Source organism: Collimonas sp., assembly GCF_044339385.1.
Taxonomy (GTDB): domain Bacteria; phylum Pseudomonadota; class Gammaproteobacteria; order Burkholderiales; family Burkholderiaceae_D; genus Collimonas.
Genome location: NZ_JBIIVN010000053.1, coordinates 1 through 14,756 on the forward strand (window position 1 = coordinate 1; position 14,756 = coordinate 14,756).

The 14,756-nt window shown below is 53.1% G+C and carries 15 protein-coding genes and 2 pseudogenes; all 17 read right to left on the reverse strand.

Annotated features, from left to right (window positions below; translation table 11 throughout):
- Nucleotides 1–93: 93 nt before the first annotated feature.
- The 17 genes and pseudogenes from ACIQ0R_RS05725 to ACIQ0R_RS05805 all read right to left on the reverse strand — a co-directional run bounded on the left by ACIQ0R_RS05725 (nucleotide 94) and on the right by ACIQ0R_RS05805 (nucleotide 14,556).
- Nucleotides 94–315, reverse strand: coding sequence for a hypothetical protein (locus ACIQ0R_RS05725; protein WP_395824819.1), 222 nt, complete (start codon nucleotides 313–315; stop codon nucleotides 94–96).
- Between the two features lie 60 nt (nucleotides 316–375).
- A pseudogene (locus ACIQ0R_RS05730) lies at nucleotides 376–627 on the reverse strand (PAAR domain-containing protein); the annotation flags it as partial.
- Nucleotides 628–744: 117 nt separating this feature from the next.
- Nucleotides 745–1,002, reverse strand: a complete 258-nt coding sequence (locus tag ACIQ0R_RS05735) for a tyrosine-type recombinase/integrase (RefSeq protein WP_395824781.1) — start codon at nucleotides 1,000–1,002, stop codon at nucleotides 745–747.
- A 197-nt stretch (nucleotides 1,003–1,199) separates the two neighbouring features.
- Nucleotides 1,200–1,625 carry a F0F1 ATP synthase subunit epsilon gene (locus ACIQ0R_RS05740; protein WP_395824784.1) on the reverse strand — a complete coding sequence of 142 codons (426 nt, stop codon included), beginning with the start codon at nucleotides 1,623–1,625 and terminating at the stop codon, nucleotides 1,200–1,202.
- 90 nt (nucleotides 1,626–1,715) lie between these two features.
- Nucleotides 1,716–3,116 carry a F0F1 ATP synthase subunit beta gene (gene atpD, locus ACIQ0R_RS05745; RefSeq protein WP_061535033.1) on the reverse strand — a complete coding sequence of 467 codons (1,401 nt, stop codon included), beginning with the start codon at nucleotides 3,114–3,116 and terminating at the stop codon, nucleotides 1,716–1,718.
- 135 nt (nucleotides 3,117–3,251) lie between these two features.
- Nucleotides 3,252–4,136 carry a F0F1 ATP synthase subunit gamma gene (atpG, locus tag ACIQ0R_RS05750; protein ID WP_395824788.1) on the reverse strand — a complete coding sequence of 295 codons (885 nt, stop codon included), beginning with the start codon at nucleotides 4,134–4,136 and terminating at the stop codon, nucleotides 3,252–3,254.
- A 97-nt stretch (nucleotides 4,137–4,233) separates the two neighbouring features.
- Nucleotides 4,234–5,775, reverse strand: coding sequence for a F0F1 ATP synthase subunit alpha (gene atpA / locus ACIQ0R_RS05755; protein ID WP_395824791.1), 1,542 nt, complete (start codon nucleotides 5,773–5,775; stop codon nucleotides 4,234–4,236).
- A 51-nt stretch (nucleotides 5,776–5,826) separates the two neighbouring features.
- Nucleotides 5,827–6,366 (reverse strand): F0F1 ATP synthase subunit delta, encoded by a 540-nt coding sequence (locus ACIQ0R_RS05760; RefSeq protein WP_395824794.1) that lies wholly within the window; start codon nucleotides 6,364–6,366, stop codon nucleotides 5,827–5,829.
- Between the two features lie 2 nt (nucleotides 6,367–6,368).
- The gene (locus ACIQ0R_RS05765; protein WP_395824797.1) at nucleotides 6,369–6,839 is read right to left on the reverse strand and encodes a F0F1 ATP synthase subunit B; all 471 of its coding nucleotides are present in this window, start codon (nucleotides 6,837–6,839) and stop codon (nucleotides 6,369–6,371) included.
- Nucleotides 6,840–6,906: 67 nt separating this feature from the next.
- On the reverse strand, nucleotides 6,907–7,152 hold the full coding sequence (atpE, locus tag ACIQ0R_RS05770) for a F0F1 ATP synthase subunit C (protein ID WP_011872763.1): 246 nt from the start codon (nucleotides 7,150–7,152) through the stop codon (nucleotides 6,907–6,909).
- Between the two features lie 133 nt (nucleotides 7,153–7,285).
- On the reverse strand, nucleotides 7,286–8,110 hold the full coding sequence (gene atpB / locus ACIQ0R_RS05775; RefSeq protein ID WP_395824801.1) for a F0F1 ATP synthase subunit A: 825 nt from the start codon (nucleotides 8,108–8,110) through the stop codon (nucleotides 7,286–7,288).
- Complete coding sequence (locus tag ACIQ0R_RS05780) at nucleotides 8,107–8,451, reverse strand: ATP synthase subunit I (protein ID WP_395824804.1); 345 nt, start codon at nucleotides 8,449–8,451, stop codon at nucleotides 8,107–8,109. The genes atpB and ACIQ0R_RS05780 overlap by 4 nt, the downstream gene beginning before the upstream one ends.
- Nucleotides 8,452–8,812: 361 nt before the next feature.
- The gene (locus ACIQ0R_RS05785; protein WP_395824807.1) at nucleotides 8,813–9,709 is read right to left on the reverse strand and encodes a ParB/RepB/Spo0J family partition protein; all 897 of its coding nucleotides are present in this window, start codon (nucleotides 9,707–9,709) and stop codon (nucleotides 8,813–8,815) included.
- Nucleotides 9,710–9,932: 223 nt separating this feature from the next.
- Nucleotides 9,933–10,703 carry a ParA family protein gene (locus tag ACIQ0R_RS05790; protein WP_395824810.1) on the reverse strand — a complete coding sequence of 257 codons (771 nt, stop codon included), beginning with the start codon at nucleotides 10,701–10,703 and terminating at the stop codon, nucleotides 9,933–9,935.
- A gap of 150 nt (nucleotides 10,704–10,853) precedes the next feature.
- Nucleotides 10,854–11,519 (reverse strand): 16S rRNA (guanine(527)-N(7))-methyltransferase RsmG, encoded by a 666-nt coding sequence (rsmG, locus tag ACIQ0R_RS05795; protein ID WP_395824813.1) that lies wholly within the window; start codon nucleotides 11,517–11,519, stop codon nucleotides 10,854–10,856.
- A 52-nt stretch (nucleotides 11,520–11,571) separates the two neighbouring features.
- Nucleotides 11,572–13,506 carry a tRNA uridine-5-carboxymethylaminomethyl(34) synthesis enzyme MnmG gene (mnmG, locus tag ACIQ0R_RS05800; protein WP_395824816.1) on the reverse strand — a complete coding sequence of 645 codons (1,935 nt, stop codon included), beginning with the start codon at nucleotides 13,504–13,506 and terminating at the stop codon, nucleotides 11,572–11,574.
- Nucleotides 13,507–13,781: 275 nt separating this feature from the next.
- A pseudogene (locus ACIQ0R_RS05805) lies at nucleotides 13,782–14,556 on the reverse strand (sulfite exporter TauE/SafE family protein).
- Nucleotides 14,557–14,756 lie beyond the last annotated feature (200 nt).

A 14,756-nucleotide genomic window follows, 5' to 3' on the forward strand; every position in this document is an offset into this window, starting at 1 on the left:
ATCCAGTGCCACCTTCGCTTTTTGTTGCCCGCTGAAACTGTTTCGTTTTAATTCGTTCATATCCTGCCTTCGTTGTTCAGTGCAGGATACTCCTTAAACTATTGTCCGGATTTCCGGGTCCACTATAGTTTCACCATATTCGAACATTCCAGTAGCACGTTCGATAGCGTATGCTGCGTTAGCAATCGGCCTGCTGGCGTTATCTCTAAGTATGAATTTGTCATCGAATAATTTCTCATTGTCGGCTGAACTGGCGTCTTGTTTGTAGCCGACCCATGAGCCGAATCCTTGAGCGATAACTCCTTCTACTGTCATGGTTTGCCCCATGTCCTCCCGAGAATTCAGTAGCTTTGGTTTGGGATCGCAGGCGCACAAGCATAAATCCCAATTAAGGGCTGGCTCTCTACCATCGACTCGGCATGACTGCCGTGGGCCATTCGGTCCAATCATCCCCGTTGTGTTGCACTTTGGACAGATTACTTTATCCCCAATCATGGCGAGACTCCGCCCGTTGTTAGTCGCGCCCCTCTGAAATGCCAGGACTGTTCCGCCAACCGTCGTTTTGTCGCCATGAAGAATGTAGTAGCGCCTCACAAAGACTCCAATAACGAGATAGATGAGGGCCACTATAATCTTGAATATTGGACAAGAGCAAGGAGATTCTCATGTCTAATTGTTAAGAAATGTCAGGATGTGAGTAGTTGGAGATTTTGATTGTTCTTTTTCTGTAGCAGCATCGAATGATTAAAATAGATCAGTGCAAATCTGCTTCAATCTGGTCGGATTATTTTCGACATACTGCGATGTCATGGATACGCTGGAATGGCCCATCAATGTTGATACTGCATTGATGCCTACACCTTTCTCAATTAGGGTAGTTGCGAAGATGCGCCGTCCTGAGTGACTGGGCTGCAGGCACGCGGCAATCACTTCAGCCTTGAACTCTGCCGAATGTCTTCGGTGCGCGCGGGATACGGCCGGGGTATATTCAGTAGTCTTCATGTGTACATCTGTCCATCGAATTATCGTGGACACATGTTCACCTTCGGGCGCCACGCTAGCAAGACGGGACGGATGGACGCTTACGCAGCGTCGGCAATCGGGAACGCCAATCTGCGCATCACAAACCGGACAGGCAACAAAAAAGCAGCCGAAGCTGCTTTTTTGTTGCCTGTCCGAACCAGCGGAGCATACGCAAATCAACGTCCTTTTTGACGCAACTTTGCAATCGCGGCCAATTGTGCAATCGCCGCCGACAACTCGGACTGTGCTTTTGCATAATCGATTACCGATTCCTTATTGCTGAGCGCTTCTTCAGCGCGACGCTTGGCCTCGCTCGCCTTCGCTTCGTCCAGGTCGGCACCGCGGATCGCCGTATCGGCTAGCACGGTAACGTGGTGCGGCTGCACTTCCAGCAAACCGCCGGCAACGAACACCAATTCGTCATTGGCCTGGCCTGCTACCTTGATCCGTACAGCGCCCGGCTTGATGCGCGTGATCAGCGGGGTATGGTGAGGATAAATCCCCAACTCACCCGACTCACCCGGCAACGCGACGAATTCGGCTTCGCCGGAGAAGATCATCTCTTCCGCAGAAACAACGTCTACCTGAATAGTGTTTGCCATCTTAAACCCTTTGTTGTCCATTGAATCAACTAGCGGCAAGCGCTACCGCGTCGTCCCCGTGAACAGCAGGACGACGCGGCGAAACTTGCTTTAGCCGATCTTCTTGGCCTTTTCGATTGCTTCTTCGATCGTGCCGACCATGTAGAACGCTTGTTCCGGCAGGTGATCGAGTTCGCCGCTGGCGATCATCTTGAAGCCCTTGATCGTGTCCTTCAGCGAAACGTATTTACCTGGCGAACCGGTAAACACTTCAGCAACGTGGAAAGGCTGCGACAGGAAACGCTGCATCTTACGTGCACGCGCCACCAGCAGCTTGTCTTCCGGAGCCAGTTCGTCCATACCCAGAATCGCGATAATGTCGCGCAATTCTTTGTAGCGCTGCAACGTACCTTGTACAGCGCGGGCAGTTTCGTAGTGCTCTTGACCAACCACTTGCGGGTCCAGCTGACGCGAAGTCGAATCGAGCGGATCAACCGCAGGATAGATACCCAGCGAAGCGATATCGCGCGACAAAACAACGGTCGAATCCAAGTGAGCAAAGGTGGTCGCAGGCGATGGGTCGGTCAAGTCATCCGCAGGAACGTAGACGGCCTGGATCGATGTGATCGAACCGGTTTTTGTCGATGTAATACGTTCTTGCAGCTGGCCCATTTCAGACGCCAGTGTTGGCTGGTAACCCACGGCCGACGGCATACGGCCCAACAGCGCGGAAACTTCAGTACCGGCCAGTGTGTAACGGTAGATGTTATCGACGAAGAACAACACGTCTTTACCTTCGTCACGGAAGCCTTCGGCGATCGTCAGGCCGGTCAGCGCGACGCGCAAACGGTTACCTGGTGGTTCATTCATCTGGCCGTACACCATCGCAACCTTGGATTTTTCCGGATGCTCCAGATCAACCACTTTGGCGTCAGCCATTTCGTGATAGAAGTCGTTACCTTCACGGGTACGCTCACCAACACCGGCAAACACGGACAAGCCGCTGTGCGCCTTGGCGATGTTGTTGATCAGTTCCATCATGTTCACGGTCTTGCCGACACCCGCGCCACCGAACAGACCAACTTTACCGCCCTTGGCGAACGGGCAAACCAGGTCGATAACCTTGATGCCGGTTTCCAGCAGTTCTTGCGACGGCGACAGTTCATCGTACGCAGGAGCCTTGCGGTGGATCGATGCAGTGGTTTCGTGGCTTACCGGACCGCATTCATCGATCGGGTTACCCAGCACGTCCATGATGCGGCCCAGTGTTGCTTTACCGGTAGGCACCATGATTGGCTGACCTGTGTTCTTGATTGTCATGCCGCGGCGCAAACCGTCGGATGTACCCAGCGCAATGGTGCGGACTACGCCGTCACCCAGCTGTTGTTGTACTTCCAGCGTCAGTTCCGAGCCATCCATCTTCAAGGCGTCGTAAATCTTAGGCATCGCGTCACGTGGGAATTCAACGTCCACCACAGCGCCGATACACTGAACGATTTTGCCATCAGCCATTTTCGTTCCTTCAATAATATAAAAAACTACCTGTTAAGCGCAGTGCGCGCTAGACAATTCTGTTTTAGTCAGTTGGGGGGGGGCAGAGTACTTGTCACGCTTTGGCGACGCTTAAACTCTGTCCCGCAATTGTTGTTAAACCGCTGCCGCACCAGCGACGATTTCCGACAGTTCTTTGGTAATCGCCGCTTGACGCGTCTTGTTGTAGACCAGTTTCAATTCGCCGATCACGTTACCCGCGTTGTCGCTAGCCGACTTCATCGCCACCATCCGCGCCGACTGCTCGGACGCCATGTTTTCTGCGACAGCCTGATAAATCAGCGCTTCCACGTAACGCACCAGCAACTCGTCAATGACGCTCTGAACATCCGGCTCGTAAATGTAGTCCCATGCGTGCGAACCTGCATCACCAGCCTTAGTGTCAGCCTCCAGACGATCAGACGACAACGGCAGCAATTGCTGCAGCATCGGCTCTTGCTTCATCGTGTTGATGAACTTGGTGTACACCAGATAAACCGCGTCCAGACGACCTTCCTGGTAAGCATCGAGCAGTACTTTGACTGGCCCGATCAGCTTGTCCAGATGCGGCGTATCGCCCAGTTGCACGGCATGCGCAACGACCGTGGCGCCGATCCGGTTGAGGAAACCCAGACCCTTGTTGCCAATCGCGACTGCCTGAACCTTGTTGCCTTGTCCTTCCAGCTCACGCAATTTCGCGGTCAGCAAACGCAAGGAGTTGGTGTTCATACCGCCGCACAGACCTTTGTCTGTGGTGACGACGATGAAACCAACGTTCTTGGCGTTATCCTGCTTGACCATGAACGGGTGCGTGTACTCTGGATTGGCTTGCGACAAGTTAGAAGCAATATTACGAATCTTGTCACTGTATGGACGTGCCGCATGCATCCGGTCTTGCGCCTTGCGCATTTTGGAGGCAGCGACCATTTCCATCGCCTTCGTGATCTTCTTCGTATTTTCTACGCTCTTGATCTTGCCGCGTATCTCTTTACCTGTAGCCATATGCCTTCCTAGTCAGTTGGGGAGAGAGTCATTCGTCGCAGGCTTAAGCCTGGCGCGCTTAAACTCTTTCCCGCAATTGTTATGGATCCCAGTTAAATTAAGCCACGAACGATTTTTTGAAATCAGCAACGGCAGCCGCCAATGCAGCTTCGCTATCTTTATCGAGTTGCTTGGTTTCTTCGATCTTTTGCAGCAAAGGCGCGTGGCTGGTCTTCATGAAGCTGTGCAGAGCGCTTTCGAACGGCAGCACTTGCTTGACGTCGATGCTATCCAGGAAACCCTTGTTGACCGCGAACAAAGTCACAGCCATCAGCGAAATCGACAGCGGCGAGTATTGTGCCTGCTTCAACAGCTCGGTCACGCGTGCACCGCGATCGAGCTGCTTGCGGGTCGCTTCGTCAAGGTCGGAAGCAAACTGTGCAAACGCAGCCAGTTCACGATACTGTGCCAAGTCGGTACGGATACCGCCGGACAGGTTCTTGATCACCTTGGTCTGAGCAGCACCACCAACGCGCGACACCGAAATACCGGCGTTGATCGCAGGACGGATACCAGCGTTGAACAACGAAGTTTCCAGGAAGATCTGACCGTCGGTAATCGAAATCACGTTGGTCGGAACGAAAGCGGAAACGTCGCCAGCCTGGGTTTCGATGATCGGCAGCGCTGTCAGCGAACCGGTCTTGCCCTTGACTTCGCCCTTGGTGAAAGCCTCAACGTAGTCTGGGTTGACGCGTGCTGCGCGTTCCAGCAGGCGGCTGTGCAGATAGAACACGTCGCCCGGATACGCTTCACGGCCTGGTGGACGGCGCAGCAGCAACGATACCTGACGGTATGCAACAGCTTGCTTGGACAGATCGTCGTATACGATCAGCGCATCTTCACCGCGGTCACGGAAGTATTCGCCCATTGCGCAGCCGGAGTAGGTCGACATGTATTGCATCGCAGCCGACTCGGATGCCGATGCAGCAACCACGATGGTGTATTCCATGGCGCCGTGTGCTTCGAGCGAGCGCACGATGTTCTTGATCGACGATGCTTTTTGACCGATAGCAACATAGATACATGTCACGTCCTGACCTTTTTGATTGATGATCGCATCGATCGCTACAGCAGTCTTACCGGTTTGACGGTCGCCGATGATCAGCTCACGCTGGCCGCGGCCGATTGGTACCATCGAGTCGATCGACTTGATACCGGTCTGCATTGGCTGCGAAACGGATTGACGGGCGATAACGCCTGGTGCGATTTTTTCGATCGGCGCCGACAGCTTGGCATTGACAGGACCTTTACCGTCGATCGGCTGACCCAGCGCGTTGACAACGCGGCCGCGCAGTTCAGGACCAACCGGCACTTCCAGAATACGGCCGGTACATTTGACTGTATCGCCTTCGGAAATGTGCTCGTAATCGCCCAGGATAACGGCGCCGACAGAGTTACGCTCGAGGTTCAGCGCGAGGCCGAATGTGTTGCCTGGGAATTCCAGCATCTCACCTTGCATCACGTCAGACAGACCATGGATACGGCAGATACCGTCGGACACGGAAATAACCGTGCCTTGATTGCGAATTTCAGCGGTATCGCCAAGGCCTTGAATCCGGCTCTTGATCAGTTCGCTGATTTCAGACGCGTTGAGTTGCATATAAACTCCTAAAATTTTTCTCGTTGCTCATGACGCAAATACGCAGGGGTCTCACGCAGCCAGAGCAGCGTGCAGTTCTTGCAGCTTGGCACGTACCGAGGTGTCGAGCACTTCGTCGCCGACTACTACGCGTACACCGCCGATCAGCGAGTTATCCACTGTTACCGATGGGTTCAGCTTACGGCCGAACTTCTTTTCCAGCGTGGCGATCAAATCCCTCATTTGCGCTTCGGTCATTTCGAAAGCGCTGGTGATTTCTGCATCGGCAGCGCCTTCTTGTGCGTTCTTCAGCACTTGAAATTGCTCGGCGATTTCCGGCAAGGCGATCAACCGGCCGTTATCAACCAGCGTCGCGACGAAGTTTTTGACTTCGGCGTGCGCCGCTTGCGGCGATTTCAACAGTGCCAGGACCGTATCGACCACTTGCTGATGCGATACAGCGGGATTTTGTGCCAGCGCCTTGACATCGGCATTAGCCGCTATCTGGCCCATTTCGGCAACCAGGGTAGACCAGGCGGCCAGGTCTTGCGACTTGGCCACGCGGAACAGCGCTTCTGCGTAGGGACGAGCAATCGTTGCAAGTTCAGCCATGATTACAGCTCTGTTTTCAGTTGGTTCAGCAAATCGGCATGTGCCGACAAATTGACTTCGCGCTTGAGGATCTGTTCGGCGCCTTTGACCGCAAGGGTCGCAACTTCACCGCGCAGAGCTTCGCGAGCTTTGGTCATTTGCTGTTCCGCTTCGGCCTTGGCGTTAGCGATGATACGAGCAGCTTCTTCGGAAGCAGTTTTTTTGGCTTCGTCGACGATCAGCTGGCCGCGCTTTTCAGCTTCGTCAATACGCTTTTGACCTTCGTCGCGCGCAGTCGCAAGTTCTGCCGAAGCACGCTTTTCAGCGGCTGCCAGATCTGCCTTGCCACGATCAGCGGCTGCCAGGCCGTCCGCGATCTTCTTGGCGCGCTCATCGAGCGCTTTCATCAACGGCGGCCACACGAATTTCATCGTGAACAACGCGAGGATGAAGAAGACCACGAACTGCGCAAACAATGTTGCATTTAAGTTCACGGTAATTTCCTTCTCAGAATAACGTGGGCTGAAATAACTTCAGCCGATTCGGTTACGCTCGATTAAATTACTTAGCGATGAACGGATTTGCGAAAGCGAACAACATGGCGATACCAACACCGATCAGGAACGCAGCGTCGATCAGACCAGCCAACAGGAACATCTTGGTTTGCAGGGTGTTCATCAGTTCTGGTTGACGTGCCGATGCTTCGAGGTACTTACCGCCCATGATTGCAATACCGATACAAGCACCGATAGCGCCCAAACCGATGATCAAACCACAAGCCAAAGCAACAAAAGACAGATCAGTCATGACAATTCCTTCAAAGTTAAGTGAATACAAAAATTAATACAAAAAACAGATTTAAAGCCAAAACTACAAATTCAAAATCAAAACCAGTACTGATTCGTGCTGCTATTTAACTAGCCTTATTGATTGGGCCTAATTAATGAGCCTCATGCGCCTGGCCGATATACACCAGAGTCAGCATCATGAAAATAAACGCTTGCAACAACACGATCAGGATGTGGAAGATAGCCCAGATCGAACCGGCAATCAGGTGGCCGACAAAGCCGAACGCAGTAGCGGTGGAACCCAGCAGCGCGATCAACAGGAACAACAGTTCACCGGCATACATGTTGCCGAACAGTCGCATCGCCAGCGATACGGTTTTGGCAGCAAATTCAATCAGGTTCAGCAGCAGGTTGGCAGGAGCCAGCCAGATACCGAAAGGTGCAGCGACCAGTTCGTGCAGGAAACCGCCGATACCTTTGATCTTGAAGCTGTAATACAGCATCAGCACCAATACGCCGAGAGCGATGCCCATGGTGCCGTTAAGGTCTGCAGTAGGAACTACGCGGTGATGAGAAATCACGCTGTCGAGGCCGACGAATGCAAAGAAGGAAGAAAACATATCGACCGGCAGGAAGTCGAGCGAGTTCATCAGGGCGACCCAGACGAACACCGTCAACGCCAGCGGCGCGATAAAGCTGCGATCACCATGGACGATGCCTTTGGCCTGGTCGTCTACCATCTCGACCACCATTTCGACGAAAGCCTGAAAACGACCAGGCACGCCAGCGGTAGCTTTACGCGCTGCCAGGTACATCAGCAAGCTGCCGACTACGCCGGCAAACAAAGACCAGAAGATCGTATCGATATTGATGATCGAAAAATCGACGATCTTGGTTTGATGGGCGGTAGCTAAATGTCCGAGGTGATGGACAATATATTCTGAGGGGGTTAATGCTTCGCTTGGAGCTACAGTCATGATCGATGTCTAAAAAGTAAGATTATGTAACTTTTAAGTACCGCGATGAAGCTGACGATAAATGCCGGCCAATTCAAATCATGGTACAACCATACGACCGCGCCAATCAGCGCAATCGTCGTAGCAATTTTGACAAACTCTCCGATGAAAAAAGACATCGGGTTAGCGCCACCCGGTTTGCGCGCGCTCGTATAAAGACGGAGAGCAAACAGTCCATTGGGAACCGCGCAGCATACACCACCTAAAAGCGCGGAGCAGAATCCGGGAACGCCGGCTAGTAAACCTACTATACATGCTAGTACAGCCGTAGTAACAAATTGCATAAGCACGATGCGCAGCATACTGACCCAATAATGTGCGAAAACGACTCGCTTAACAGAACGCGGTTGCAGTTTTGTGATGCAGCGCAGTTATCATGCAACCTTCTCGCAGTTGCTAGTGTACGGCTGATTTAGAAGCCCGGCGATTATAAGGGCTGGCCGCGACTTTCGTCAAACTTTTGCCGCCTAATCATAAGCTTATACAACAGCCGAGAATCAATCCAGTCGCTGCTTCCGGCAAAGTTTTGGAAATTATTCTGACAATTTTCCGGAATCCTCCGACGCCGTGAATTTGCCACGACGCACCAAATATGTGAGTCATGTGAGTCGACAAACTTTCGGAACGCCCTTCCTGTTTTTCTAAAGCAATTTATTTTATAACTTACTCTGCCCCCTTCAGCCGAGCGATCAGACCGTCGAGGGTATCCAGATCGGAGAAATCGATGATCAGTTGACCACGATTCTTGGCTGCCGTTTTAATTGTTACTTGAGTCGCCAGCAAATCCGACAGTTCTTCTTCCAGGCGTGCGATGTCGCGCGACTTTTCCTTGCTCTTGGCTGGCCGACCGGCAGTTTCTGCCTCAGCGGTGGCGCGCACCACCAGTTTTTCTGTATCGCGCACCGACATGCGCTTGGCTACCACCTGGTTAGCCAACGTAATCTGCGTAGCGGCATCGACCGCCAGCAACGCACGCGCATGGCCCATGTCGATATCGCCAGCCATCAACATGGTCTGCACCGGCTTGGCCAGGTTCAGCAGGCGCAACAGGTTCGATACCGCGCTGCGTGAGCGCCCTACCGAGACTGCCGCTTGCTCATGGGTAAAACTGAAATCGGTAATCAGGCGATGGATACCCTGCGCCTCTTCCAGCGGATTCAAATCCTCGCGCTGCATGTTTTCGATCAGCGCCATGGCGGCGGTGGTCTGATCGTCTACATCCTTGACCAATACCGGCACCTCGTCCAGCCCGGCCAGTTGGGCGGCGCGGAAGCGACGCTCACCGGCAATGATTTCGTAATGCTGGGCACCGTTGTGCGAAGCAATTGGCCGCACCAGAATCGGCTGTAGCAAGCCTTGCTCTTTGATCGAGGAGGCCAGCTCGGCCAGCGCGCCCTCATCCATGCGGGTTCGCGGCTGATATTTACCTGCCTGCATGACGCCCACCGCGAGTACCGACGGTGCACCGACAATCGTTGGCACCGCTTCAGCAATATCGGTCGAGCCGCCGAGCAAGGCTTCCAGGCCGCGACCCAGCCCTTTTGATTTTTTCGTGACCATATTTTCCTACCGTAGAGTGCCTGCTGCCAAGCAACAGTCTGTGGATAACTTTATGGATAACTAAGTGGATAAGCCATGAATAAGTTATGAATAAGCCGGGAATAAGCTGTGACTAAACCCATGGATAACTTCTGTATTACCACTGTATTAGCTGTGCTTAACTAATCCGGGTGAGTGATCTGTCATGACAGATCCACCACTGCACCTTGTGCCCGGCATTCGCTTACATGGCCTTGATACGTTCCACCATCTCGGCGCCAAAAGCGATGTATGCCTGCGCTCCCTTAGAGGCGGTATCAAAACTGACGCCCGGCATACCGTAGGACGGCGCTTCGGCCAGACGCACATTGCGCGGGATGACGGTCTTGAATACCTTGTCGCCAAAATGCTTTTCCAACTCTTCTGAGACTTGTTGCGATAATGTCATGCGCGGATCGAACATCACGCGCAACAAGCCGATGATCTTCAAATCCGGATTCAGGTTGGCATGCACTTTTTTGATGGTGTTGACCAAGTCCGACAAACCTTCCAGCGCATAGTACTCGCACTGCATCGGAATAATGACGCCGTTGGCGGCGCACAGGCCATTCAGCGTGAGCAGCGATAGCGCTGGGGGACAGTCAATCAGGATGAAATCATAGTCGTCGGCAACCAGAGCGAAGGCATCTTTCAGGCGTTTTTCCCGATTTTCCAGCTCAACCATTTCAACTTCGGCGCCGGCCAGTTCGCGATTTGCCGGCAATACGTCAAAACCGCCGGTTTCGGAAGTCTTACGTACGCTCTTGATATCCGAGATTCCCAGCAGTACCTCATAAATCGAGGCGGTCAACGTACCTTTATTGATCCCTGCTCCCATCGTCGCATTGCCTTGCGGATCAAGGTCTGCCAGTAATACCCGCTGGTTCAATTGAGCCAGCCCGGCGGCCAGGTTGACGGCGGTAGTGGTTTTACCGACTCCGCCTTTTTGATTGGCGACGCAGAAGATTTTTGCCATGTGTTTTCTATTATTTATGAGACAAGGTTCAAGTGCCGCAGCAATGTGGCACGTTACTTTGCCGCCCACTGATCAGATAAGACGATTAAATTACAAGGAGCTACGAAGCGATCAGACACTACCCTGGTGGAGTGCAATAACTCACTGTCGTCAGCGCCGTTTGATAAAAATAAGGTGACGCTCCGCATCCAGCCCCGGCACGCTGACCGGACGAATTTCAGTGACTTGCCAGCCGGCCGGCAACCGTGCGATCTCTTGGTCCGGCTGCACGCCTTTCAACGCAATGAACTGCCCATCATCGGCCAGCAGGTGCTGGGACCAGTTGATGAAGTCAGCCAGCTCGGCAAACGCCCGCGATGTAATCACATCAAATTTCTGTGCGACCTGCAGTTGCTCTATTCTTGCCGTGTGAATGCTGACGCCAGCCAATCCTAACTCGGCCTTGGCTTGCGTCAGGAATGCCGTTTTTTTGTGCACCGTATCGATCATCGAAACCCGCATTGCGGGACGCGCCTTGCTTGCCCAGATGGCCAGGATCATCCCTGGGAGGCCACCGCCGGCGCCGACATCGAGCACATTGTCGGCCGCTGCAAAGGCAGGCACTACCGCCAGCGAGTCGAGCAGATGATGGGTCATCATCTGTGCCGGCTCACGGATCGAAGTCAGGTTATAGGTGCGATTCCACTTCGCCAGCAAACTCAGATAGGCCAGCAATTGCTGCTGCTGCTTTTCGTCCAGTTCGATTCCCAACGCCTGTGCGCCCTGCTGCAGGCTCGCTTGCAGCGATGCGCCCGATGCGATCTGCGTTGCACTCATCCTGCCATTCCTCCGCTATGCTGGCAATTATCTTTGAGGATGTTGCCCATATTTATGCCGCCTGGTCGTCAGTACCAAGCTCGTTCAAGCGCTTCATGCCACCCTTTTTCAGATGCACCAGCAACAGCGACAATGCCGCTGGCGTCACGCCGGAAATCCGCGAGGCCTGACCAAATGTTTCCGGACGATGCAAATTCAACTTTTGCCGTACCTCGATCGACAGCGCCTGCACGTCCATGTAATCCAGGTCAGCTGGCAGCTTGAGGTTTTCGTTGTGCTCGTGACGCTCGACTTCACGCGCCTGGCGATCAATGTAGCCAGCGTACTTGACCTGAATCTCAACCTGCTCCTTGACGGCAGCATCGTCGACTCCCGGGCCGCCTACTTCTTGACCGTCAACGCCCTTGAGCGTCATCAATTGTTCATAAGTAACATTAGGGCGACGCAACAGATCGGCCAGCGCGTATTCGCGCTCCATTGCCTTACCAACAACCCGCTCTGCCTCGGCATCGGAAATAATGCGCGGGTTGACCCAGGTCGTGCGCAGCCGCTCCATTTCCAGTGCGACGGCTTCGCGCTTCTTCTCGAACTGCGCCCATTGAGCATCGCCGACACAACCCAGCTGACGGCCGATTTCAGTCAGACGCATATCGGCGTTATCTTCACGCAGACTCAAACGATACTCAGCGCGACTGGTGAACATCCGATATGGCTCTTGCACACCTTGGGTAATCAGGTCGTCGACCATTACGCCGAGGTAAGCTTCATCGCGGCGCGGCGTCCAGGCATCGCGCTCTTGTGTTTGCAAGGCAGCGTTCAAGCCGGCCAGCATTCCTTGCGCAGCGGCTTCTTCGTAACCGGTGGTGCCGTTGATCTGGCCGGCAAAGTACAACCCTTGGATCGACTTGGTTTCCAGCGATGCCTTCAAACCGCGCGGGTCGAAATAATCGTATTCGATTGCATAACCGGGGCGCAGAATATGTGCGTTCTCCAGGCCGCGCATCGAATGTACCAAAGCCAGCTGAACATCGAACGGCAAACTTGTCGAAATACCATTAGGGTAAAACTCGTTGGTGGTCAAGCCTTCGGGTTCCAGGAAAATCTGGTGTGAATCCTTGCCGGCAAAGCGATGAATCTTATCTTCGATCGACGGGCAATAACGCGGACCAACGCCTTCAATCACGCCGGTGTACATCGGGCTACGATCAAGGTCAGCGCGAATGATGTCGTGTGTTTGCTCGTTGGTATGCGTGACCCAGCACGGCAACTGCTTAGGATGCATGCCAACATTACCCATGACTGAAAATACTGGAATCGGATCGAGATCGCCCGGTTGTTCCTGCATAACGGAGAAATCGATGGTGCGTCCGTCAATGCGTGGCGGTGTTCCAGTCTTTAATCGCCCTTGCGGCAACTTCAGTTCTTTCAGCCGCGCAGATAATGAAATTGCCGGAGGATCGCCGGCACGGCCGGCAGAATAATTATTAAGACCGACATGGATCTTCCCATCGAGGAAAGTACCGGCCGTCAGCACCACCACCCTGCTGAGGAATTTGATGCCAACCTGGGTCACAGCACCAATCACGCGGTCGCCTTCAACCAGCAAATCATCCACCGCTTGCTGGAACAGCCAGAGATTTTCCTGATTTTCCAGACGCAATCGAATCGCCTGCTTGTACAGGATACGATCGGCTTGCGCGCGGGTGGCGCGAACGGCAGGGCCTTTCGATGAATTCAAGATACGGAACTGAATGCCGGCCTCGTCGGTGGCGATGGCCATCGCACCGCCCATGGCATCAACCTCTTTCACCAAATGGCCCTTGCCTATCCCACCGATTGAGGGGTTGCACGACATCTGGCCAAGAGTCTCGATATTGTGTGTCAACAATAGCGTTTTTTGGCCCATGCGAGCAGACGCCAACGCGGCTTCGGTACCGGCATGGCCGCCACCGACAACGATTACATCAAAATTTGTAGGAAAAAGCATAGTGCGCCTCGTGGAGACGGTCAAAAACAGTGAGCAGAGGCGTGATTATAAACCCAGAAGCCGTGACAGAACGAATCGATGCTGGCTGGATAGATGAATTGGCTTAGGAATACGACAGTGTTTCACGTGAAACATTACGATTCGATGGGGTTGGTTGAATAAAATAAAAAACGGCGATTGTTTCACGTGAAACAATCGCCGCCGGAATTACTATCTCAGGTTTGATACTCAACCAGGTACTAAGCCCGATATTCTGTTTAATATTCTATCAGGCACTATTTAAGGAATGCGTCATACCCTGTCTTCAAGATCAATACCGAATCTACCAATAAGAACAGTTTTCGTACAAAACCGCTGCCATGCTTCAATACCAGCCGCGTACCAAGCAACGATCCGCCGACGTTACAGATAGCCATTATTAATCCAAGTTGCCAGATGATATGACCGCTATATCCAAACCAGAGTAAGGCCGCCAGATTTGTTGCAACGTTAATTACCTTGGATACCGCTGACGCTGCCAGGAAATCGAACCCAAAAAAACGCACAAATAAGAAAATCAGGAAGCTACCCGTGCCGGGGCCGAAAACACCGTCATAAAATCCAATTCCACCACCGATTAATATCGCCAGTATTTTCTCTTTTGAACCGGAGTGCAGTGGGGCATGAATACTACCGAAATCTTTCTTCTTTATCGTGTAGATGGCGACCGCCAACAAAATGAACGGCAACGACTTACGGATTGCTTCTGTCGGAATGTGGGTAACCGTATAAGCACCCAGAAAGGCAAATAGAAATGCCGCCCCCGCCGCCGGCAACGCAGCACTCCAGGCCAGCTTGACACGTCGAGCAAAATTCACCGCCGCCGCGCCGGTACCGAATATCCCGGCCAGTTTGTTAGTGCCGAATATGGTTGCGGGCGCGGTATTGGGCAGTATCGCGAACAAGGCCGGAATCTGAATCAGCCCCCCCTCCTCCGACCACCGCATCGATCAAACCAGCGAGAAAACTGGCGGCGGCCAGTATAAAAAAATCGGGGAATACTTCAAGCATGGTCAGATACCCCTTCGGCGACTAAGCAAGCAACAACGACGATCACGTCGCACGAAAAGGTAAGTGGAAGTAAGTAGTCCGCCCTGAACAATCCCATTTCCCAATAATTGTCTCAAGCCGTGACAGTCGCCATACGCCACATCGGCCAAAGCATTACCAGAAACGCAGCGCAAAAAAGCCGCAGCTTGCGCAGGATCAGG